This window comes from Flaviramulus sp. (assembly GCF_982512915.1).
Genome location: NZ_CEWOCJ010000027.1, coordinates 1 through 20,797, shown reverse-complemented (window position 1 = coordinate 20,797; position 20,797 = coordinate 1). Strand labels below are relative to the sequence as shown.

19 protein-coding genes and 1 pseudogene are annotated in these 20,797 nt (G+C 30.9%); 8 read left to right on the top strand and 12 right to left on the bottom strand.

Annotation, left to right across the window (positions count from 1 at the left end):
• Positions 1-22 precede the first annotated feature (22 nt).
• Genes tsaD through AC1XJX_RS12670 form a run of 3 tightly spaced genes read left to right on the top strand, consistent with a single transcriptional unit; the run spans position 23 to position 2,401 of the window.
• Positions 23-1,045, top strand: coding sequence for a tRNA (adenosine(37)-N6)-threonylcarbamoyltransferase complex transferase subunit TsaD (tsaD, locus tag AC1XJX_RS12680; RefSeq protein ID WP_482004358.1), 1,023 nt, complete (start codon positions 23-25; stop codon positions 1,043-1,045).
• A gap of 3 nt (positions 1,046-1,048) precedes the next feature.
• On the top strand, positions 1,049-1,753 hold the full coding sequence (locus AC1XJX_RS12675) for a 16S rRNA (uracil(1498)-N(3))-methyltransferase (protein WP_482004357.1): 705 nt from the start codon (positions 1,049-1,051) through the stop codon (positions 1,751-1,753).
• Between the two features lie 6 nt (positions 1,754-1,759).
• Positions 1,760-2,401: a DUF4159 domain-containing protein gene (locus AC1XJX_RS12670; protein ID WP_482004356.1), complete on the top strand. Its 642-nt coding sequence runs from the start codon at positions 1,760-1,762 to the stop codon at positions 2,399-2,401.
• A 7-nt stretch (positions 2,402-2,408) separates the two neighbouring features.
• On the opposite strand, the gene AC1XJX_RS12665 is transcribed toward AC1XJX_RS12670, so the two are convergent.
• On the bottom strand, positions 2,409-2,582 hold the full coding sequence (locus AC1XJX_RS12665; RefSeq protein ID WP_482004355.1) for a hypothetical protein: 174 nt from the start codon (positions 2,580-2,582) through the stop codon (positions 2,409-2,411).
• A gap of 50 nt (positions 2,583-2,632) precedes the next feature.
• Between AC1XJX_RS12665 and AC1XJX_RS12660 the strand changes: the two genes are divergently transcribed.
• From AC1XJX_RS12660 to AC1XJX_RS12645, 4 genes are read left to right on the top strand one after another with little or no spacing between them, the layout of a single operon-like run.
• On the top strand, positions 2,633-3,130 hold the full coding sequence (locus AC1XJX_RS12660) for a TrmH family RNA methyltransferase (RefSeq protein WP_482004354.1): 498 nt from the start codon (positions 2,633-2,635) through the stop codon (positions 3,128-3,130).
• Positions 3,131-3,151: 21 nt separating this feature from the next.
• Positions 3,152-4,240: an AI-2E family transporter gene (locus tag AC1XJX_RS12655; protein ID WP_482004353.1), complete on the top strand. Its 1,089-nt coding sequence runs from the start codon at positions 3,152-3,154 to the stop codon at positions 4,238-4,240.
• Between the two features lie 6 nt (positions 4,241-4,246).
• Positions 4,247-5,431, top strand: a complete 1,185-nt coding sequence (locus tag AC1XJX_RS12650; protein WP_482004352.1) for a class I SAM-dependent methyltransferase — start codon at positions 4,247-4,249, stop codon at positions 5,429-5,431.
• A 26-nt stretch (positions 5,432-5,457) separates the two neighbouring features.
• A complete protein-coding gene (locus tag AC1XJX_RS12645) occupies positions 5,458-6,534 on the top strand; it encodes a formylglycine-generating enzyme family protein (protein ID WP_482004351.1) in 1,077 nt (358 codons plus the stop codon).
• A 102-nt stretch (positions 6,535-6,636) separates the two neighbouring features.
• Here AC1XJX_RS12645 and AC1XJX_RS12640 read toward each other — a convergent pair whose 3' ends face one another.
• Together AC1XJX_RS12640 and AC1XJX_RS12635 are read right to left on the bottom strand one after the other, a co-directional pair.
• Positions 6,637-7,305, bottom strand: coding sequence for a bifunctional 4-hydroxy-2-oxoglutarate aldolase/2-dehydro-3-deoxy-phosphogluconate aldolase (locus tag AC1XJX_RS12640; protein WP_482004350.1), 669 nt, complete (start codon positions 7,303-7,305; stop codon positions 6,637-6,639).
• A 96-nt stretch (positions 7,306-7,401) separates the two neighbouring features.
• Entirely contained in the window at positions 7,402-8,448 is a 1,047-nt protein-coding gene (locus AC1XJX_RS12635; RefSeq protein ID WP_482004349.1) for a PfkB family carbohydrate kinase, read from the bottom strand.
• 153 nt (positions 8,449-8,601) lie between these two features.
• Here AC1XJX_RS12635 and AC1XJX_RS12630 point away from each other — a divergent pair, with 153 nt between their 5' ends.
• Positions 8,602-9,621 (top strand): LacI family DNA-binding transcriptional regulator, encoded by a 1,020-nt coding sequence (locus AC1XJX_RS12630; protein WP_482004348.1) that lies wholly within the window; start codon positions 8,602-8,604, stop codon positions 9,619-9,621.
• Positions 9,622-9,778: 157 nt separating this feature from the next.
• Here the strand turns inward: AC1XJX_RS12630 and AC1XJX_RS12625 are convergent, their stop codons facing one another.
• The 9 genes and pseudogenes from AC1XJX_RS12625 to AC1XJX_RS12585 form a co-directional block, all read right to left on the bottom strand.
• On the bottom strand, positions 9,779-10,543 hold the full coding sequence (locus tag AC1XJX_RS12625) for an SDR family NAD(P)-dependent oxidoreductase (RefSeq protein WP_482004347.1): 765 nt from the start codon (positions 10,541-10,543) through the stop codon (positions 9,779-9,781).
• A 30-nt stretch (positions 10,544-10,573) separates the two neighbouring features.
• Positions 10,574-11,881 (bottom strand): MFS transporter, encoded by a 1,308-nt coding sequence (locus AC1XJX_RS12620; protein WP_482004346.1) that lies wholly within the window; start codon positions 11,879-11,881, stop codon positions 10,574-10,576.
• 213 nt (positions 11,882-12,094) lie between these two features.
• Positions 12,095-12,796 (bottom strand): FadR/GntR family transcriptional regulator, encoded by a 702-nt coding sequence (locus AC1XJX_RS12615; protein WP_482004345.1) that lies wholly within the window; start codon positions 12,794-12,796, stop codon positions 12,095-12,097.
• Positions 12,797-12,902: 106 nt separating this feature from the next.
• The gene (locus tag AC1XJX_RS12610; RefSeq protein ID WP_482004344.1) at positions 12,903-13,838 is read right to left on the bottom strand and encodes a polysaccharide lyase family 7 protein; all 936 of its coding nucleotides are present in this window, start codon (positions 13,836-13,838) and stop codon (positions 12,903-12,905) included.
• A 3-nt stretch (positions 13,839-13,841) separates the two neighbouring features.
• On the bottom strand, positions 13,842-14,750 hold the full coding sequence (locus AC1XJX_RS12605) for a polysaccharide lyase family 7 protein (RefSeq protein WP_482004343.1): 909 nt from the start codon (positions 14,748-14,750) through the stop codon (positions 13,842-13,844).
• 9 nt (positions 14,751-14,759) lie between these two features.
• On the bottom strand, positions 14,760-15,701 hold the full coding sequence (locus AC1XJX_RS12600; protein WP_482004342.1) for a PKD domain-containing protein: 942 nt from the start codon (positions 15,699-15,701) through the stop codon (positions 14,760-14,762).
• 17 nt (positions 15,702-15,718) lie between these two features.
• Positions 15,719-17,173: a RagB/SusD family nutrient uptake outer membrane protein gene (locus AC1XJX_RS12595; protein WP_482004341.1), complete on the bottom strand. Its 1,455-nt coding sequence runs from the start codon at positions 17,171-17,173 to the stop codon at positions 15,719-15,721.
• 19 nt (positions 17,174-17,192) lie between these two features.
• Complete coding sequence (locus AC1XJX_RS12590; protein ID WP_482004340.1) at positions 17,193-20,297, bottom strand: SusC/RagA family TonB-linked outer membrane protein; 3,105 nt, start codon at positions 20,295-20,297, stop codon at positions 17,193-17,195.
• Positions 20,298-20,711: 414 nt separating this feature from the next.
• Positions 20,712-20,797: pseudogene (locus AC1XJX_RS12585) on the bottom strand (cupin domain-containing protein); the annotation flags it as partial.

Here is a 20,797-nt window from a genome sequence, read left to right as displayed (position 1 = left end):
TTATTGTGCCTAAAATTCACTAATGTCTTCACAAAATATTTATATTCTCGGAATTGAGTCCTCGTGTGATGATACTGCTGCTTCAATAATGCACAACGGACGTATTTTAAGTAATGTTGTGGCTAGCCAAAAAATACATGAAGAATATGGTGGTGTTGTTCCTGAATTAGCCTCCAGAGCGCATCAACAAAACATTGTTCCGGTGGTTCATCAAGCATTAAAAAAAGCTAATATTACCAAAGATAAAATTAGTGCCATTGCGTTTACTAGAGGTCCTGGTTTAATGGGAAGTTTGTTGGTGGGTACATCATTTGCAAAATCTTTGGCTTATGGTTTAAATATTCCTTTAATAGATGTAAACCATATGCAAGGCCATATTTTAGCTCATTTTATTGAAGAAGATGGGTTTAAAAAACCTCCTTTTCCTTTTTTAGCAATGACAATTTCTGGAGGACATACCCAAATTGTTAGAGTTAATAATTATTTTGACATGACAGTTATAGGCGAAACCATTGATGATGCTGTTGGTGAAGCTTTTGATAAAAGTGGTAAAATTTTAGGATTAGGCTATCCTGCTGGACCAGAAATTGATAAACGTGCTAAACTAGGAAATCCAAAAGCTTTTTTGTTTACGAAGCCTAAAGTGGATGGTTTAAACTTTAGTTTTTCTGGTTTAAAAACAGCTATTCTGTATTTTATTCAAAAGGAAACAAAGGCAAATTTAAATTTTATTGAAGAAAACTTAAATGATGTTTGTGCTTCCATACAATACACTATTATTGGTATTTTGATTGATAAATTAAAAATTGCAAGTAAACAAACAGGAATTAAACATATTGCTATTGGCGGAGGCGTTTCAGCAAATTCTGGAATCCGTCAAGCCTTAAAAGATGGCGAACAAAAATTTGGCTGGACAACCTATATTCCTAAATTTGAATTTACAACCGATAACGCTGCTATGATAGCTATTGTAGGTTATTTAAAATTTTTAGAAAATGATTTCGCTGAACAAAATATTGCAGCTTCAGCGAGATTAAAAATATAACGGATGCAACTTTTTTATAATTCTGAAATAACTGAAAACACCACTCAATTTTCTTTTGATAAAGAAGAAAGTAGGCATATTGTAAAAGTTTTACGTAAATCAGTTGGTGATGAATTACATATTACTAACGGTAATGGTTGGTGGTTTAATGCGAAAATTTCAATGCCAAATATTAATAAATGTACTGCTGAAATTGTTTCTAAAAAACTTCAAAACAAACACGCATACAATTTACATTTAGCCGTTGCTCCAACAAAAATGAATGATCGTTATGAGTGGTTTTTAGAAAAAGCTACCGAAATTGGTTTGGATAGCATTACACCAATAATTTGCGATCATAGCGAACGTAAAATTATTAAGGCTGATCGTTTTGATAGAATTTTACAATCCGCAATGAAACAATCTTTACAATGCTATTTACCTAAATTGAATGAAGCTGTAATGTTTCAAGATTATATAAAGCAAGATTTTAAGGGCAATTTATTTATCGCCCATTGTGAAGAAACCAATAAAAAATCTTTAAAATCCCGGATTAAACCAAAAACAGATATTACCATTTTAATTGGACCTGAAGGTGATTTTTCTGTTAAAGAAATTGAAATGGCTATTAAAAATAATTTTATTCCTGTAACTTTGGGAGAAACCAGATTACGTACTGAAACTGCGGCTATAGTGGCTTGTCATTCAGTAGCTTTTGTAAACGAATAACTTAGTATGAAATTATTTTTTACTTTTATATTTTCACTTTTAACCATTAGCTCGTTTTCTCAAGATTTAGCTATTTTAAAGTATAAGGGTGGTGGCGATTGGTATGGAAATCCAACTGCTTTACCAAACCTAATTGCATTTTGTAATAAAAATATAAAGACTCAAATAAACCCAAAACCAGAAATGGTTGAAGTTGGTAGCCCTGATATTTTTCAATTCCCAATGCTTCACATGACTGGGCATGGTAATGTTTTTTTTAGTGATTCAGACGCTGAAAACTTACGTAATTATTTAATATCTGGTGGATTTCTTCATATTGACGATAATTATGGGATGCAACCCTATATTACTAAAGAACTCAAAAAAGTATTTCCTGATAAAGATTTCATAGAACTTCCATCAAACCATCCTATTTTTACTTCAGCTTTTAATTTTCCAGATGGGTTACCTAAAATACATGAGCATGATGGAAAACGTCCACAAGCATTTGGGCTTTTTCAAGATGATAGGCTGATTCTTTTATTTACTTACGAAAGTGATTTAGGCGATGGTTGGGAAGATCCAGAGGTTCATAACGATCCCGCCAATGTGAGAGAAAAAGCTCTTAAAATGGGTGCTAATATTGTAAAATATGCTTTCGAAAATTAATTGTCACTTAAACACCAATAAATTTGAAAGAACTATTAATATCCATTGTTGATATCATTTTTGAAAGTGCCTCTAATAATGATTCTTCAATAAAACAAATACTAACTGTAATTCTGAAAATTTTTATTTTTATTTTAATTACTTCTTTTGTTTTATGGATATTATAGTGAAAATGATTCATTCTTTAATTTATAGCCTTTAAATAAATCAACGATTAAAAAATAAAACCTATTGCAACTAACCCATTACAATACCAACTTTAAAAAACAAATATTTCCGATAACACTTATATGTAATAATGTAACTAACGCACCAAATATTGGGAGTTTATTTAGAATTTGTGATGCTTTTGGAGTTGAAAAACTAATACTTTGTGGTAATGTTTCTTTAGGTAGAAAAATAACTAAAACATCGAGAGCTACTGAGAAAGTGGTTGATTTTGAAATTTGCGATTCGGCTTTAAATAGTATCGAAACTTTAAAAAATACTGGATATCAAATTATTTCATTAGAAATTACCGCTAGTAGTAAACCAGTTCATTCGTTTAGATTTACTAAAGAAAAACCCATTGCATTAATAATTGGCGATGAAAACTTTGGAGTTTCAGACGCTATTTTGAAAAATTCTGATGCGATAATACATATTGATATGTTTGGTCAAAATAGCAGTATGAATGTGGTGCAAGCAACCAATATTGCTTTATATGAAATGACTAAGCAACTTTTATAAACTGTTTATTATATTTACTAAATGAATTCCAAAACGATTTCCAACGGTATTATAAGAGCAGTTGCAATTATCTTAAGCGTTGCTTTATTAATGTATTTTTTATATCAAATACAATCTGTTATTGCTTTTATAGCCATAGCAGCAGTTATATCATTAATAGGTAGACCTGTTGTTTTATTTCTAGAACGTAAATTAAAGTTTAAAAACACCATAGCTGTAATCGTTACAATGGTTTTGTTATTAGGCATATTTGCAGGTTTAGTAGGCTTATTTATACCATTAATTATTAAACAAGGTCAGAATTTATCCCTGTTAAATATTAATGAGTTACAAAGTAATATTGAAAATTTATACCTTGAAATTATCACCTATTTTGATTTACACCAAATAGATGTTGAAGAGTCTTTTAAAAACTCAAATTTACTTTCAAAAATTGATTACACACTGATTCCAAACTTTTTCAATGCAATCATCAGCGGTTTAGGGAGTTTTAGTATTGGTTTATTTTCGGTACTTTTCATCTCTTTTTTCTTTTTAAAGGATAGCAAACTTTTTGAGAATGGCATCCTTACTTTCATTCCAGAAAATAAAGAATCGCGTTTAAAAACGTCTTCAACAAAAATTAAAGACTTATTATCTAGATACTTTGTTGGCTTAATTTTTCAAATATTAATTTTATTCATCATCTACACTATTGGGCTTTTAATTATAGGTGTTGAAAACGCTATTGTCATTGCTTTTTTATGTGCTTTACTTAACTTAATTCCATACGTTGGTCCTTTAATTGGCGCCTTTTTAATGCTAACTTTAACGATGACAAGTAACTTAGGAGCATCCTTTAGTGATATTATTTTACCAAAAACATTTTGGGTATTTATGGTGTTTATTATTGGACAATTAATTGATAATTTTGGGAGTCAACCTGTTATTTTTTCAAAAAGTGTTAAATCGCATCCGCTTGAAATATTTTTAATTATTTTAATAACAGGTATCCTTTTTGGTGTCATTGGGTTGGTAGTTGCCGTTCCTGCTTACACAGCTATAAAAGTGATTTTAAAAGAATTTTTATCAGAGAATAAAATTGTCGAAAAACTTACTAAAGGTTTATAATTTCAATTGAATCATTCTATATTAAATACTGAAATTCAAGAGTTTATAAATGATAACTTAAATTCTGATTTATCCTCATTGTTACTAAAAGGTACTTCCTTTAATTCAGTAAATTCTAGAGAAATCATAGAACAAATTGAAGCCAAAAAACGATGTGAAAAAAAGTTATCAACTTGGTTTCATATAGAAAAAATATATTACCCAAATAAACTTAATATTGAGCAAACATCCTCTGAAATTACAGCTAAATATAAATCAGAATTACTAGAAGGTGAGCATATCATAGATTTAACAGGTGGTTTTGGTGTAGACTGTTTATACTTCTCAAAACGCTTTAAAAACGTTTATCATTGTGAGATAAACGAGAGCCTTTCGGATATTGTAAACCACAACTACAAACAGTTAAATATTCAAAATATAAGAATTACCAAAATTGATGGTATTATTTTTTTAAAAGAAAGTAAAAAGCAATTTGATTGGATTTATATGGATCCATCAAGAAGACATGACACAAAAGGTAAAGTGTTTTTTTTAAAAGACTGTTTACCAAATGTACCTGAACATTTGGATTTACTTTTTAAGCATTCAAAAAATATTATGATTAAAACATCGCCATTACTAGATATTTCTTTGGGCATTGGTGAATTAAAGTTTGTAAAAACCATTCATGTAGTTGCTGTAAATAACGAGGTAAAAGAATTGCTTTGGATTTTAGAAAATGGATTTGAATATGATATAAAAGTAGAAACCATTAACCTGAAAAAGGATAAAAAAGAAAAGTTCTCATTTTTTTTAGAAAATGAAAAAATAGCAGAAAGCACATTTAGTGAACCTCTTAGGTATTTATACGAACCCAATGTTGCGCTTCTTAAAGCTGGTGCCTTCAATGAAATTTCTAAACAATTAAAGATTTTTAAACTCCATAAACATTCTCATTTTTACACAAGTGATGTGCTGATTGATTTTCCTGGACGAACTTTTAAAATTGAAAATGTATTACCATATAATAAAAAAGCATTAAAAAAGTTAGGCATTTCTAAAGCTAATATAACCACTAGAAACTTTCCTGAAACCGTTGAACAATTGAAAAAAAAATTCAATATTAAAGATGGTGGTACATTGTATCTTTTTTTTACAACAAATATTTATGAAGATAAAATAATTATTATAGCTAAAAAGCTAACTTTATAATCTCTTATATCGAAAAATAAAAATTTATGAAAATTAAAAAAATCATACTTACTAATTTAATACTTACAATTTTATTCTTGGGTTGTAAAGAAAAAGTAAAAGAAGAATTTGTAATTGAAAATAAAGAAATTGAAAACATATCTGCTCCTGAAGGGATGGTATGGGTAAAAAGTAAAACTTTTATACAAGGGGCAAAATCCGGAGATAATTATGCAATGCCAAGAGAAAAACCTGCACATCAAGTTACTGTTTATGGTTTTTTTATTGATATTAACGAAGTTACAAATAAGCAATTTAAAACTTTTGTAGAATCTACAAATTATGTAACTGTAGCTGAAAGAAAAATTGATTGGGATGAAATGAAAAAGGATTTACCAGAAGGCACAACAAAACCTCATGATTCTATTTTGCAACCGGGAAGTTTGATTTTTAATAAAAATGTTAATAAAGTTGCCAGTATGGGTGATTATTCTCAATGGTGGATTTGGAAAATAGGAGCTAATTGGAAACATCCTGAAGGACCTAACAGTAATATAGAGGGTAAAGATGATTATCCAGTTGTACATATTGCTTTTGAAGATGCTTTAGCATATTGCAAATGGGCTAATCGCCGATTACCAACGGAAGCTGAATGGGAATCTGCGGCTCAAGGAAATTCTACAGATAATATTTACACCTGGGGAAACAACTATGATGTTTTAAACGATAATGCAAATACTTGGCAGGGAGTCTTCCCTATAAAAAACGAATCAGTTGATGGTTTTGAATTTATAGCTCCTATAAAATCGTACGCACCAAATAGCATTGGTATTTATGATATGATGGGAAATGTTTGGGAAATAACTAGTGATTTATTTAATGTCAATTATTATGAAGAATTAGATACAACCAAAGAAATTATCAATCCACAAGGTGCTTCAAAAAGTTACAGCCCAGATAATCCTTACCAACAAGAACATGTTATTAAAGGAGGTTCATTTTTATGTAATGCTTCTTATTGTGCAAGTTTTAGAATTTCTGCTAAAATGGGTATGACTCCAGATTCTGGCTCAGACCATACTGGATTTAGAACGATTGCTACTAAAGAAATGCTTACTAAATAAAAGAAACAAAAAACCTAACGAACAAACGTTAGGTTTTAATGCCAAATCTTAAAAAAATTCGAATATTAATTATAACCTTAAAACTAAAACATTAAAAATGAATTAATTTCTAACAGACTTGATAATATCTAATGCCTCTTTTACTTGTTCTTCAAGTTGTTTATAAGATTTATTAGTTATTATATCTTTAGAGATTAATTGAGATCCCATACCAACACAAGTTACACCTGCATCAAACCAACCTTTTAAATTTTCAACAGTTGGAGATACACCGCCTGTTGGCATAATACTAGTCCATGGTTGAGGGCCTTTTATACCTTTTACAAATTTAGGTCCGTATAAATCACCTGGGAATAATTTCACTATTTCACAGCCTAACTCTTCTGCTCTAGCAATTTCAGTTAAACTACCACAACCAGGGGACCATAAAACTTTACGTCTATTACAAACTATAGCAATATCCTCTCTTAATACAGGCGTTACAATAAAATTAGCGCCTAATGACATGTATAATGAGGCTGCTGCTGCATCTGTTACTGAACCTACACCCATAATCATACCCGGAAGTTCTTTTACAGCGTATTTTGTTAATTCGCCAAAAACTTCGTGAGCAAAATCGCCACGAGAAGTAAATTCCATCAATCTTGCACCACCATCATAACATGCTTTTAAAATGTTTTTACTTAATTCTAAATCGTTATGAAAAAACAAAGGAATCATTCCTGTTTCTTTCATAGCTTGTGCTACTTCTAATCTTGAAAATTGAGCCATTTTGTGTAAATGTTTATTTATTTTAATATTCTATCTATTGAACTATAAAAATTCTATTAGATTTTAAACTGTTCAACTATTAAACACGTATATTTTTTATCTAGCTACTCTACCAGAAGCGTCACCCCCCATCAATTTAGTTACCTCATCTACAGTCACTAAGTTAGCATCACCTTTTATGGTGTGTTTTAAACAAGATGCTGCAACAGCAAAATCTAAAGCGTTTTGATCATTATCGGGATAAGTTAATAAACCATAAATTAAACCACCCATGAAAGAATCTCCTCCACCTACTCTATCAACAATATCAGTAATTTGGTATTGGCGCGTTTGTAACATTTGTTTACCATCATATAAAACACCAGCCCACGAATTATGAGATGCTGAAATAGAACCTCTTAAAGTTGTAATTACTTTTTTAGCTCTTGGAAATTTTTTCATCATTTGCTGACAAACAGATAAAAATGCTTCAGCTTTAACATCATGCCCATGTGTTTGAACAGCAGCTCCATCTGGTTTAATACCGAAATGCATTTCTGCATCTTCTTCATTTCCTAAAACAACATCACAATAAGATGTTAATTCTGTCATTATTTTTTCTCTATGAGCAGCATCACAATATTTCCAAAGTTTTGCTCTATAATTTAAATCTGTAGAAATAGTAATTCCTTTAGCACTTGCTGCTTTAACAGCTTCAAGACAAACATCAGCAGAACTTTGAGAAATAGCAGGCGTAATACCAGTCCAATGAAACCACTCTACACCTTCAAAAACGCTATCCCAATCAACCATACCAGATTGAATTTCAGCCATTGCAGAATGTGCTCTATCGTAAACTACTTTACTTCCTCTTGATACGGCACCGGTTTCTAAGAAATAAATACCTAAACGATCGCCACCCCAAACAATTTTATCAACACCTACACCACGCTTACGCATTTCCATCATCGCACATTGACCAATATCATTTTTTGGTAAACGCGTTACAAAATCTACAGAAATACCATAATTAGCTAATGAAACCGCTACGTTAGACTCTCCACCTCCATAAACAACATCAAAATTATCAGCTTGAGAAAATCTTAAAAATCCTTGTGGAGCTAATCTTAACATGATTTCTCCAAATGTTACTACTCTACTCATTTAAATTGGTTTTTTTAATAAAAATTAATTTTGGTTAAACGATTAACCATATACTTAAAAATAAAATCAAAACAACATATTAAATGTCTTGTTTTGATTATAATAACTAATATAATATATTTGCTTAAACGATTAAGCGAATATATAAAAAAATTGAATACTAAAAAAAAAATAACAATAAAAGATATTGCTAACGTCCTTAACATCTCCCCTGCGGCAGTGTCTAAAGCATTACATGATGATTCGCGTATTAGTAAAAAAACAAAAGAAGCTGTTAAAAAAGTTGCTGAAGATTTAAATTATCAACCAAATCATTTAGCTAGTGCTCTACGAAAAGGTAAAAGTAATTTAGTGGGTGTAATTGTGCCAAGAACAAATAGTAATTTCTTTTCTTCTGTTATCGAAAATATTGAAGATGTTTTAAATAAAGAAGGGTATAACATAATAATAACCCAGTCAAATGAATCTTATAAAAAAGAATGTGCCAATATTGATACCTTATTGTTTACTCAAGTTGATGGTATTATTGCATCCATGGCGAATGAAACCGTTGATTTAACTTATTACGAAAAAATAAAATCTAAAGGTATTCCGCTTATTTTATTTGATAGAGGTGAAAATGATTTGAATGTAGATTATATTGGTATTAATGATTATGATAGTAGCCACATGATCATTGAACATTTAATCTCCAAAGGTTGTAAAAGAATAGCCCATATAGGTGGATTTAAAAGGACTCGAATTTTTAATAATAGAATTAGAGGTTATGTAGATGCTATAAAGAAATATAATTTGTCTTTTGAAAATGAGTTACTTATTGAAAGTGATTTGACACTAGAAGATGGACGTATTCAAATGCAAAAATTATTAGAACTAAATACAAAACCAGATGCTGTTTATATTGCAAGTGATTATGCTGCTTTAGGTGCTTTACAAGTTTTAGAAGAAAACCATGTGAGAGTTCCAAATGAGATGCGTTTAGTTGGGTTTGGAAATGAGCCTTTTACCTCCTTCGTCTCCCCTTCTATTACAAGTATAAATCAACACAGTAAAGAAATCGGTAAATTAGCTGCGCAAACATTTTTAAAATTGGTAAAGTCTGAAAATTTGAAACAAACTCTAACAAAGCAAATTTTAGATGCCGAATTAATTGTTAGAGATTCTTCGAAATAAAAAAGTGACACAAATTAACTGTGTCACTTTTTTATTTATATAGTTTTATATCAAATAAATACGCCTTATTATCTTTAACTTCATATTATTAATGCAAATTTCAGTTTTAATCTAACGCATTTTTATATTTTAGTTTAACAAACTAACAGAAAAGAATTTAGATTCCTAAAGCTTGTCCACCACCAATTTGGATGGTTTCAGCGGTTATGAAAGACGCATCTTCACTTGCTAAAAATGAAATTACACCAGCAACGTCTTCTGGTTCTCCTAATCTTCCTAACATAATACTGTTTGCCCAAGAAGCAAATACTTCTGGTTTTGTTGCTTTAATTTGCGCATGAAAAGGTGTATCAATAGTACCTGGAGATACAGCATTTACTCGAATGCCATATTCAGCCAAATCCTTAGCTAATGCACGAGTTATTGCATGAACTCCAGCCTTAGATGTTCCGTAAATTCCTGCTCCAGGTCCTCCTGCTGTCCATCCTGCATTTGATGTATAATTAATTATAGATGCATGTACTCCCTTTTTTAGGAAAGGAATAGCTGCTCTTGAAGCAAAAAACACAGAATCTAGGTTAAGTGCCATAACAAATCTGTAAAATTCAGTTGTCATTTCTTCAAACCTAGATCTACCACCTAGTCCACCCGCATTATTTACAAGTACATCTATGCGTCCATATTTTTCACCAATTTTATTGATATTTTTGGTTACTTCTTCATCTTTTGTTACATCGAACCCGTAATACTCTGCAGTAATTCCTTCTGCAGTAAGCTCTTCAACTCTTTTTGCTCCAGCCTCGTCTTCAATACCATTTAAAACAACCGTATATCCATCTTTACCTAACCTTTTTGCCACTGCGAAACCAATACCACCTGTAGCTCCTGTAATAATTGCTACTTTTCCTTTATTTTTACTCATTTTATTAATTTTATATTTTTAATTTTTATATTATATTTTTTTCTTTAATAGTTCGATTTTTGGACATAAAATCCAAACGCTTGCTAATACTATTAATGTTAAAATCGCACCAACTATGAATGCCGGTGTATAATTTCCACCCATAGTTAAGGTAGCTACTAATGACGTAAGACCAACGCCAGCAAATTTTGCTGACATTCCAGATAAACCAGAGAGTGTTCCAACGGTGTTTTTACCAAACAAATCACTTGGTAATGTTTGAATATTACCTATAGCTGTTTGAAATCCAAAAAGGATAGTTGCCATAATTATTACTGCATTAACAGGACTTCCTGGATCGGATAATAAATAAAAACAAGGTAACATTATAAAGCAACCTAAACTTATTACAAATTTTCTAGTTTTGTTTATTGACCAACCTGATTTCATCCGATTTTGAGCTAAAAGCCCTCCAAACCAAGCACCAAGCATAGCTCCTACATAAGGAACCCATCCATAAATAGCTATTCCTTTAACATCCATATTATAAACTTCAACTAAGTACGTTGGAATCCAAAAAACAAATAACCACCAAATTGGATCAATTGCTGCTGAAGCAATTATGACTCCCCAACTTTCTTTGTGAGACAAAACCTTAGCTGTAGTTGGATTATATTCATCTTCAATTTTGTCTGTTTCATTTTTATTAGCATGTTTGTTTTGAGACTTATCAAGGATATAAACCCTTTCTTCTTCAGTAAGCCAAGGATGTTTTTCTGGTGGAGATTTTACTATTAACATCCATGGGATTAACCATAACAATCCTATAACACCTACAATAATAAAAATCATTTGCCAACTAAAATGAATTGACATATAAGCAATCGCTGGAATTGAAATAATGCCACCAACTGCTGCGCCTGAATTAAAAATACCTTGTGCAAATGCACGCTCTTTTGCTGGAAACCACTCTGCATTTCCTTTTGCTGCTCCAGGCCAATTTCCAGCTTCTGCAACTCCCAATATAGATCTAAAAATTGCAAAACTTAAAAACCCTTTTGCTAATGCATGTAATGCTGTTGCTATTGACCAAAATCCTATTGAAAAAACAAAACCTAAACGTGTTCCTATTTTATCGAATATCTTGCCAAAAATAGCTTGACCAAATGCATAGGAGAATAAGAAGATAGAAGAAATCCAACCAAAAATTTCTTTGCGTTCATCCATGTTCTTATCTGGATATAATTCCTCAGAAATTTGTGGCCAGAGAACATTTAATGATTGCCTATCTATATAATTTATAACTGTTGCTAGTGCAATTAAACCTACAACCCACCAACGTAAACCCTTTATTTTCATTAATTTAATTTTTGAATGAACGTGTTATATGTCCATAAAATTAGTTTAAACAACTCAATAATATAATTGCCTAAATAATACTTACAAAAGAGTTTTCTTAGAAAAAATCTGAGAAGAAAATCTTTAATAAAGTAATGTTTGTTTTTGTTTCTATTCCTCCTATTATTTCATAATTAAGATTGAAAGCGTGCAATTTCAATCTCAATAATTAAATTAAATGTTATAACAATATTGATATAATGCTTTAAAATGAATTTTCATTTTTTCTTTAGCTAATTGAGGGGCTTTATTTTTAATGGCCTCAAAAATATCTGTGTGTTCTTTTATTCCTGTAAATGCTTGATTTTCATCACAAACATGATATTTTTCAAAGTTTGTAATAATTTCTGGGGTAATTGTTAACATAAAAGTATTCATAGTACTATTACCACTTGCTTTAGCAATTGCTAAGTGAAATAATAAATCTTCTTGTACAGCATCTTCTCCATTTAAAACTTTCTTTTTATATGCATAAAGCGTTTGCTTCATATGTTCTAAATCTTCCTCGGTTCTTCTCAACGCAGCTAATCTTACTGTTTTAAGTTCTAACAAAATTCTTGTCTCGACTAAAGATTTAAAATCTGGGGTTTCTAAACCTAGTATATCTTCAATCATTCCATTCATGGCTATAACACCAATATTCGCAACAAAAGTACCGCTTTGTGGAATCGATTTTAAAAGACCATAAAACTCTAATCTTTGAATGGCATCTCTAACATTACTTCTACTTACTTCAAATTTTTCAGATAGCATCCTTTCAGATGGTAATTTATCACCAGTATCAAGATTTTTAAAATTTATTAAATCTTTAATTTTATTGATGATATAACTCTGAACGTCTTGATTTTCTCTTGTTGTTACAACTTCTAATTTCATTTACCTATTGTTTACAAAATTGGTTTACCACATATTATTTATAAATTTAAAAAAATATAATTAACCTCTTTAATTAAAATCTAGATTTTTATAATATTTAAATTTCTTAATGGGATACACTTAACTCAAAATATTTTAGCTTTGCATAAGCATCTTTATCTATTGTTCCTAAATAATTTCCTGCTTTAAAGTAGTTTTCAAAGATATCCCATTTTTGAATGTTGATATCATTAAAAACTACAGTCTCTTCATTATTAAGTATGACTTCCATTTTTCCGCTTTCTACTTTTACTTCTAATGTAAACTTATCAAAACCAACATATTTTGAAAAATAATATCCAGAATCGTCTGTCCACGAACTTGTTCTTAAAATATCGATTTCAGAAGTATTAACGTCTTTTAAAACCTTAGTTTTAACTCTCACTTTACCATCTTGCCAATATATTTTTAACATAGGAGGTGCATTATTATCACTTTGTCCTATTAGATTTTTTTGTTGATCTGTTAATCTTCCATGAATTTGCATGATGATTGTTCTATGAAAATCTCCATCAGAATCTTTCGATATTTCATCCATTTGAAGTGTACCTTTCATCTTTCCACCTTGGGAAAAAGTCCAATTTGTTTTACCTCTATCTGAGGGATTCATTAATTCTCTTAATTCTGTTCTAGAATAAGAGGAATTTGCAGTTGAAGATTGCGGATAGGTATAAAAAACTAATGCTCCATTGATAGAATCGTTATAAAAAAATGGTTTTAAAGTTTCATTATTTCCGTAATCTAAAATTTCAGGTGGTAATACTTCAGTTGGATCGCCAACTGGGAGTGTTACTTTCCAATTTGTTAAACTAATATTTGGTAGTTTATAAGTTGGACTTATTGTTTCATTATCTGGAGTTTCATCATCATTATCTATAACAACTGTAAACTCTTGTTCTGTTATTTCATTATTTTGGCAACAAAAAAATACTAATAAAAACGCTATTCCTGAAATTGGCATTTTTAAAAAATCGAAAAGATATTTAACCCCTATTTTATTCATTATTTAATGACTAACTTCTAACTCGTAATATTTTACTTTTGAAAAAGAACCTTCATCTCTTGATTGAAAATAATTTCCAGCTTTAAAATAATTTTCAAAAATACCCCATCTACGCATATGAATATTTTCGTAAACTTTATATTCTGTATTATTTAATACAACTACCATTTTACCATCAGAAACTTTAACTTCTAAAGTAAATTTTCTAAATCCTACTTCTTGATCAAAATTAAAACCTTCATCATCATCCCAGGCAGCTTCATGAAGTAATTCCTCATCGGTTGCACTAGGATTTTTTAGAATTTTTGTTTTAACTCTAACTTTCCCATTATCCCAATATATTTTTAAAATTGGTGGTGCATTATTATCATCAGCACCTATTAAATCACGTTGTTCATTAGTTAAACGACCATGAATTTGCATGATAATAGTTCTATGATATTTACCATCAGAACCTTTTGTAGATTCTTCCATAGCTAACTTACCCTTCATATATGCTCCTTGGGCAAAGGTCCAATTCACATTATTTTCACCCGAAACCATTTGTTCTCTCAGTTCAGACCTAGAATACTTCGTATTTCTTGTTTTAGAGTCTGTTGGCATTGCATGAAATATTATTGCTCCTTGTGTTGAATCAATATACATATAAGGTTTTGCAATCTCAATGGAGGCAAAATCTAGAATTTCAGGGGGATCTATTTCATAAGGCTTACCTTCATCGTTGGCTACAGGAAGCGTAACTTTCCAATGACTTAAATCGATATCTGGCAATCTTACTTTAGCCTTTCGTTTCTTTTTGTTAACTTTTGTTTCCGATTCTGCTACGCTACTCTCATTATTTTGAGAGGTAGCGTTAACAGTTAGAAGTGTTATTAATAAAGTTACTAATATTTCTTTTCGGAATCTTTTCATTATTGTATTCTATCTTCTTGGATATACTTTAACATTATCTGCATATAAATCAACAGGAGTAACCGCCCATAACCATATAGAAATTAAACCAGAATCGTTTGAAGTAAAATCAACTTTAACTTGTGTAAATGTTGTTTTACCTTTTACCTCTGTACCTACATGAGTTACTAAAGCACCTCCTGCAATAGATTGATTATAGGCATCAACGCCATCAGTAAAATGTCCATCAAGAATTTCTGCAACAAATCGTCTTCCCCCTATTGGATCCACTGCAATATCATCTTTTATAGCATATTCAAACTCTAAAGTATATTCCCAATTAGGTGTTACAACTATTGATTGGTATGCATGTCTCGTGTTTGGGTTAGCCCACTCTGCAGCAGATCTATTTCTATTCCATTTTGCTCCTTTTGTTTTTGCCCCATTATCAGTACCATCATAAAGCAACCAAGAACCATCACTACTAGACTCAAAGCCAAAACCTGACCAACCATTTGAAAAGTCGATTCTCCAGTTATTACTACTATTTTCAAAATCACCATTTATAACTTCTGGCGAAATAGGTACAAATCTATCAATAACTTCTATATCAATTGTTTTTGTTGCTGATGCTCCATTTTCATCACTAGCAGTAAGTGTTACTGTATAGGTACCTTCACCATCAACAAAAGTATAAATTGGATCTTGTTCTGTTGAAGTATCTCCTCCTCCAAAATCCCAAAGAAATTTTGTAGATTCAGTAGCTAGATTAATAAATTGAATTGTATTAAAATTTCTTTCGCCAGGAGTAAACGAAAAATCAGAAGTTGGTAAAAAATTATCTACCTGCGAACTCGCATCTGGTAAATCATCTCTAAAAAGACTTGGATCACAACTATAAATAAAACTAGCTGTAACTATACTTAACAGTAATAGTGTTGTTTTACGGAAAATATTTACTTTATTTTTCATAGTTAATTATTTTTAAATTAATACCCAGGATTTTGTGTTAATAAGCCACCACTTATGTTTATTTCTCTTGCTGGAATTGGTAATAATAAGGCTCTAGAATTGAAGATATACCCCATTTCTATGGCATGTGCGCCTAATACAGACTCTGCAACTCCAAATCTAAGTAGATCAAACCATCTTTGGTTTTCAAAAGCTAGTTCTACGCGTCTTTCACGCAATAATTCTTCTTTTGTTATACTAGCTATGGCGTTTGGAGCAGTTGCTGGGAATGCTCTATCTCTTATTCTTTGGAAAGACGTTAATGCATCAGAATCAACAGTTGCAGCACCTCCAGCTAAAATTGCCTCTACATGCATTAAAAGTACATCAGCAAAACGCATAGCTATATAATCATTACCTGCATTACGTGCATTTGGACCATAATTATCGGTATAGTCAAAACCATCTGGTAAAAATTTAGCTACCTCATTTTCATCATCATCAAGACTACCATCTAAATTTGTGATAGAAACAGTTGTTCTATCTCCTCCTATAGCATCAAACTCAGCCTTAAGATTTGTATTAACAATATTTTGTCCATCTTCTCTACCAGCGCGTATTGTAGAGGTAAATTCAGATGAAAAACTTTGGCTTTCTTGAGCATTTCCTGATTGATATTGTATAGCGAAAATAATTTCATCATTTAACTCTGAATAAAATACATTGGCATAGTTTGGTTCTAAATCATATTCCAAACTATTAATAATAGTTTCACACAATTGTTGTGCTCCTGGATAATTGGGTGTTGACTGTGTTAAATATACCTTAGCTAATATCGCTTGTGCAGCAGCTCTTGAAGCTCTAGATTTACTAGAATTATCTAAAACACTAATTGCTTCTTGTAAATCTTCTATAATTTGTGTATAAATCTGTGCTACTGGTATTCTAGTAAAAAGAACTTCGTTATCCAACGGACCTGGTACAGTTGTTACTAAAGGCACATCTCCAAATAATCTAACTAATTTAAAATATGCATAGGCTCTTAAAAATTTAGCTTCTGCTGTATATTTAGCTTGATTAGATTCGTCTGCTATACTAATAAAGTTTAATACATTATTAGCTCTAAAAATAGCTTGATACATAGATGCATAATAATCTTCAGATTCCACGTTATTGGCTTCAACTATATATCTGTGAAAATCAGACTTTGAACCCTCTAATGTTGCGTTTCTTGTATTATCTGTACGATGTTCTGTTAGAAGGTGCTCAAATTGAACCCCTCTGTTAAAGTTACCAATATTTGTCTCGGTATTTTCATTAACACCCTGAAAGGCATCATAAATACCTATAACTCCAGACAAAACATCTTCATCCGATTGGAAGTAGGCATCAACAGCAACTGCGGTATCTGGAAGTGGATTTAAAAACTCATCACTACAAGAAGTAAAAATAAACCCTGTAATGGCAAAGATTAAATATTTTATATGTTTCATAATTTATAAGTTTTTTAAATTAAAAATCGATGTTCAAACCAAGTGTTACTGTTTTAAATATTGGAGTACCTCCTCTTTGAGAACCATAAGCTCTTGGATTACCATTATCATCATGCTCAGGGTTGAAACCATGATAATCATCAGCAGTTATGTATATCAAGTTCTGAGCCGTAGCATAAAGTCTTAGACCAGATACACCTAATTTAGTTGTTAAATCTTCTGGCATATTATACCCAATATTTATGTTACGTAATGAAAAATAGTCGGCACTAGCTATAACTTCACTAGTTAGTACTTTCTCTTGAATGAAAGAAGGGTGTGTAACTAACCCATCTGCTACAGCTTGTAACTCGCCACCATTTCTTGTTGAATTACCAAACCAGTTATAGAAATATTCATCTCCAATATTATTTACTTGAGCTCCTACACTACCTTGTAACATAAAAGAGAAATCAAAGTTTCCAAATTTAAACTCATTAGTAAAACTATATACTAAGTCTGGATATGGATCACCAAGAATCGTTTTGTCATCGTCTGTAATGATACCGTCTCCATTTAAATCTTTAACTATCACATCTTGTGCTTGACCGTTAATACGGTTCCAAGGATTATCAACATAAGTTGTTCTAAACTCAATTTCATTATAAGCTTGTTCATCTACAACAAATCCCCAAAAAGAAGATATTGGCTCACCAACACGATTTATCCATTGTGAGTTTCTTCCGTAAGTATCTTCTATTAAAGCGTTGTTAGAATCTCCAAAACTTAATAATTCATTTTGGTTAGTTGATGCGATTATGGTTGAATTCCAAGAAAATTTCTCGTTTGCAATATTTTTTGTTCTTAACTCAAGTTCCCATCCTCTATTTTGAACTTCCCCTAAGTTTACAATACCTCCATTAAAACCTGTAACGTATGATACAGGATTATTTAATAATAATTTATCACTAGTGCGTTGGTAATAATCAATAGAACCTGAAATTCTGTTATTAAAAAACCCAAAATCTAAAGCTGGATTAAATTCTTCTGAAGCCTCCCACTGTAATAATGCGTTAGCAATATTAAGAGGAGAAACACCTGCATCGATATTACCATCAGTAATAGCATTAGAGTTTTGTAATAATGCTAAATACGGCCATACATTTACTACATCATTTCCTACATTAAAATTCTCAGCTCCTGTGAAACCATAACTAGCCCTAAACTTTAAATTGCTTACAAAATCACTATCTTTTAAGAAGTTTTCTTTAGCTACATTCCAGCCAACAGATGCTGCAGGGAAATTTCCCCATTTAGTATTTATTCCAAAAACAGAACTACCATCACGTCTAAAAGATATGGATGCTAAATATTTATCGGCAAAAGCATAATTTATTCTACCAAAATAACCTACTTTTTTAAGTTCTGTATTTACTTCTATGTACTCAGCTATTGCAGTAGCACCTTGTAAATTTTTAAGTAAATCGTTTGAATAACCATTACCAGTTACTTCACTATTCTCGCTTTTTCTTTGTTGAATAGTCATACCAGCTAAGACATCAATTTCATGATTACCAAAAGCTTTATTGTAATTTAATGTGTTATCAGAAATTAATCTTGTACGATATCTGTTTTGTAAATTGTATTGGGCTCTACTATTACCAGCAGCATGATGCTTTGTACCATCCCATCTAGTTCTTTTTCTTTGTTCTAAAGTTACACCTAATGATGTTTTAGCTGTTAGTCCATCTAAAATTTCATAACTTAAATATGTAGAACCAAATAACTTTGTATTAAACTCATAATGTTCTCTTTCAACATATTGAGCATAAGGATTTGAATCTCCTGAAGTACGAGGTCTTTCTGAGTTACCATCATTATCTAAATCTAAATTAACTAAATGATTCTCATAAAAATAATCACCTACGCCAACATCTGGATAAGAACCTCTGTTAATAAACTGAAGTGTTTCTTCTGTATGATAAATGGGCAACCAAGGTGATTGACGGGTTGGATTATGTATAGATGTTGGTAAATTTCTTTGCTTAGAATAAGAAGGCGTCGCATTGATTCCGAATTTAACTTTTTTGCCTAATTTTGAATCCACCTTTAAGCTAGCAGTGTATAATTTATAGTCATCAGTAATTACCACACCTTCATCATGAAGTGCTCTTAAAGAAGTGCTAAACTTTGTATTTTCACTACCACCACGGGCAGACAAAGAGTGACTAGTAATATTACCTCCATCAAAGAAAACATCTTGCCAATCTCTATCAACTCCTGTAGTCGCAACTAATAGTTGCGCATATAAAGTTTCTCCAGAAAGCGTTCCCGTTGCTGCTTGTTCTATTTGAGCCCATTTTGCAACGCTTTTTCTGTAATCATCACTTCCATGTGCTTCTTTACGACCTGTATAAGCTTCGTAGCTAAATTTTGTTTTGCCTGATTTACCACTTTTAGTAGTAATCAAAATAACACCATTAGAGCCTTCACTACCGTAAATAGCAGCCGATGCAGCATCTTTTAAGACTTCAAAAGATTCCACATCATTCATATTCAAATTTCCAAGAAAATCAGAACTTACTACGACACCATCAACAACTAAAGCAGGACCGGAGTCTGCAGTTATAGAACCAAAACCTCTAATAGTTATGGTAGGAGCTCCACCAGCTTCTGCGTTTGTAGCTTGAATATTAACACCTGATACCTGACCAATTAAAGCATCATCAACCCTCGAAACTGCTATTTGATCTAGACTTTCGTTTACTACTTTTGAAATAGCTCCGGTAAGATGAGATTTTTTTTGAGTACCATATCCAACTATTACTACCTCGTCTAACTGAGATAAATCCTCAGCTAAAGCAATATTTATATTATTTTGATTAGATACTATTACCAATTGTGTAACAAAACCTAAATAAGAAAACTGAAGAACTTCTCCCTCATTGGCTTGTATTTGGTACTTACCATCAAAATCAGTAGTTGTTCCTTTAATAGTTTTTAATACAACAACATTTACACCTGGTATTGGTATATTATCTGTTGCAGATACTACAGTACCCTTTATTATGGTACTGTTCTGGGCAAAAATGGTGATATTGAATATCAATAAAACCATTAAAATTAGCTTAGTTTTTAAATTCATAATTAGTTTTTTTGTTTTTAAAATATTAGTTTTTCAGTTTGCTTGTAACTGATAATTAGAATTCTTTAAAAACTCTTTTAACCTTAATTAAAAACAATTGTTCTTATATTTTTTTTGTAATTTTGTAGAACACATGTTTTTATTAAAGTAATTGCGTGTTTTTGTTTTTACTTCCCTCCTAAAAGAAGTAAACGATTTAAAAGGATAGGCGTGCACCTATCCTTTTTCTATTTATTTACATATGCGAATAATTTTAAGGTAGTTATACATTAGTTTAAGTTCGTTTTTGATTGGTTTACCAGATTGGTTTACCAAATATATATTAATTTTATGTTAAAAAAAATTAATTTTATATTTTAATAGTATTTTAAATGAGATTTATAAATATTGGACAATAATATTTTTATATTTTTCCTATTTATTTCCAAAATATGACACCTTGACCTCACTTAAAAAATCTTCTCTTACAGGACTAAATGTGTCTATTAACATGCCTTCTT

Excerpts from the sequence above, each read along its gene's own strand:
- AC1XJX_RS12625 (WP_482004347.1), bottom strand. The coding sequence starts at position 10,543 with ATGAGTAAAAATAAAGGAAAAGTAGCAATTATTACAGGAGCTACAGGT.
- AC1XJX_RS12670 (WP_482004356.1), top strand. The coding sequence starts at position 1,760 with ATGAAATTATTTTTTACTTTTATATTTTCACTTTTAACCATTAGCTCG.
- AC1XJX_RS12600 (WP_482004342.1), bottom strand. The coding sequence starts at position 15,701 with ATGAAAAATAAAGTAAATATTTTCCGTAAAACAACACTATTACTGTTA.
- AC1XJX_RS12610 (WP_482004344.1), bottom strand. The coding sequence starts at position 13,838 with ATGAATAAAATAGGGGTTAAATATCTTTTCGATTTTTTAAAAATGCCA.
- AC1XJX_RS12615 (WP_482004345.1), bottom strand. The coding sequence starts at position 12,796 with ATGAAATTAGAAGTTGTAACAACAAGAGAAAATCAAGACGTTCAGAGT.
- AC1XJX_RS12605 (WP_482004343.1), bottom strand. The coding sequence starts at position 14,750 with ATGAAAAGATTCCGAAAAGAAATATTAGTAACTTTATTAATAACACTT.
- AC1XJX_RS12590 (WP_482004340.1), bottom strand. The coding sequence starts at position 20,297 with ATGAATTTAAAAACTAAGCTAATTTTAATGGTTTTATTGATATTCAAT.
- tsaD (WP_482004358.1), top strand. The coding sequence starts at position 23 with ATGTCTTCACAAAATATTTATATTCTCGGAATTGAGTCCTCGTGTGAT.
- AC1XJX_RS12675 (WP_482004357.1), top strand. The coding sequence starts at position 1,049 with ATGCAACTTTTTTATAATTCTGAAATAACTGAAAACACCACTCAATTT.
- AC1XJX_RS12640 (WP_482004350.1), bottom strand. The coding sequence starts at position 7,305 with ATGGCTCAATTTTCAAGATTAGAAGTAGCACAAGCTATGAAAGAAACA.
- AC1XJX_RS12595 (WP_482004341.1), bottom strand. The coding sequence starts at position 17,173 with ATGAAACATATAAAATATTTAATCTTTGCCATTACAGGGTTTATTTTT.
- AC1XJX_RS12620 (WP_482004346.1), bottom strand. The coding sequence starts at position 11,881 with ATGAAAATAAAGGGTTTACGTTGGTGGGTTGTAGGTTTAATTGCACTA.
- AC1XJX_RS12645 (WP_482004351.1), top strand. The coding sequence starts at position 5,458 with ATGAAAATTAAAAAAATCATACTTACTAATTTAATACTTACAATTTTA.
- AC1XJX_RS12665 (WP_482004355.1), bottom strand. The coding sequence starts at position 2,582 with ATGAATCATTTTCACTATAATATCCATAAAACAAAAGAAGTAATTAAA.
- AC1XJX_RS12655 (WP_482004353.1), top strand. The coding sequence starts at position 3,152 with ATGAATTCCAAAACGATTTCCAACGGTATTATAAGAGCAGTTGCAATT.
- AC1XJX_RS12635 (WP_482004349.1), bottom strand. The coding sequence starts at position 8,448 with ATGAGTAGAGTAGTAACATTTGGAGAAATCATGTTAAGATTAGCTCCA.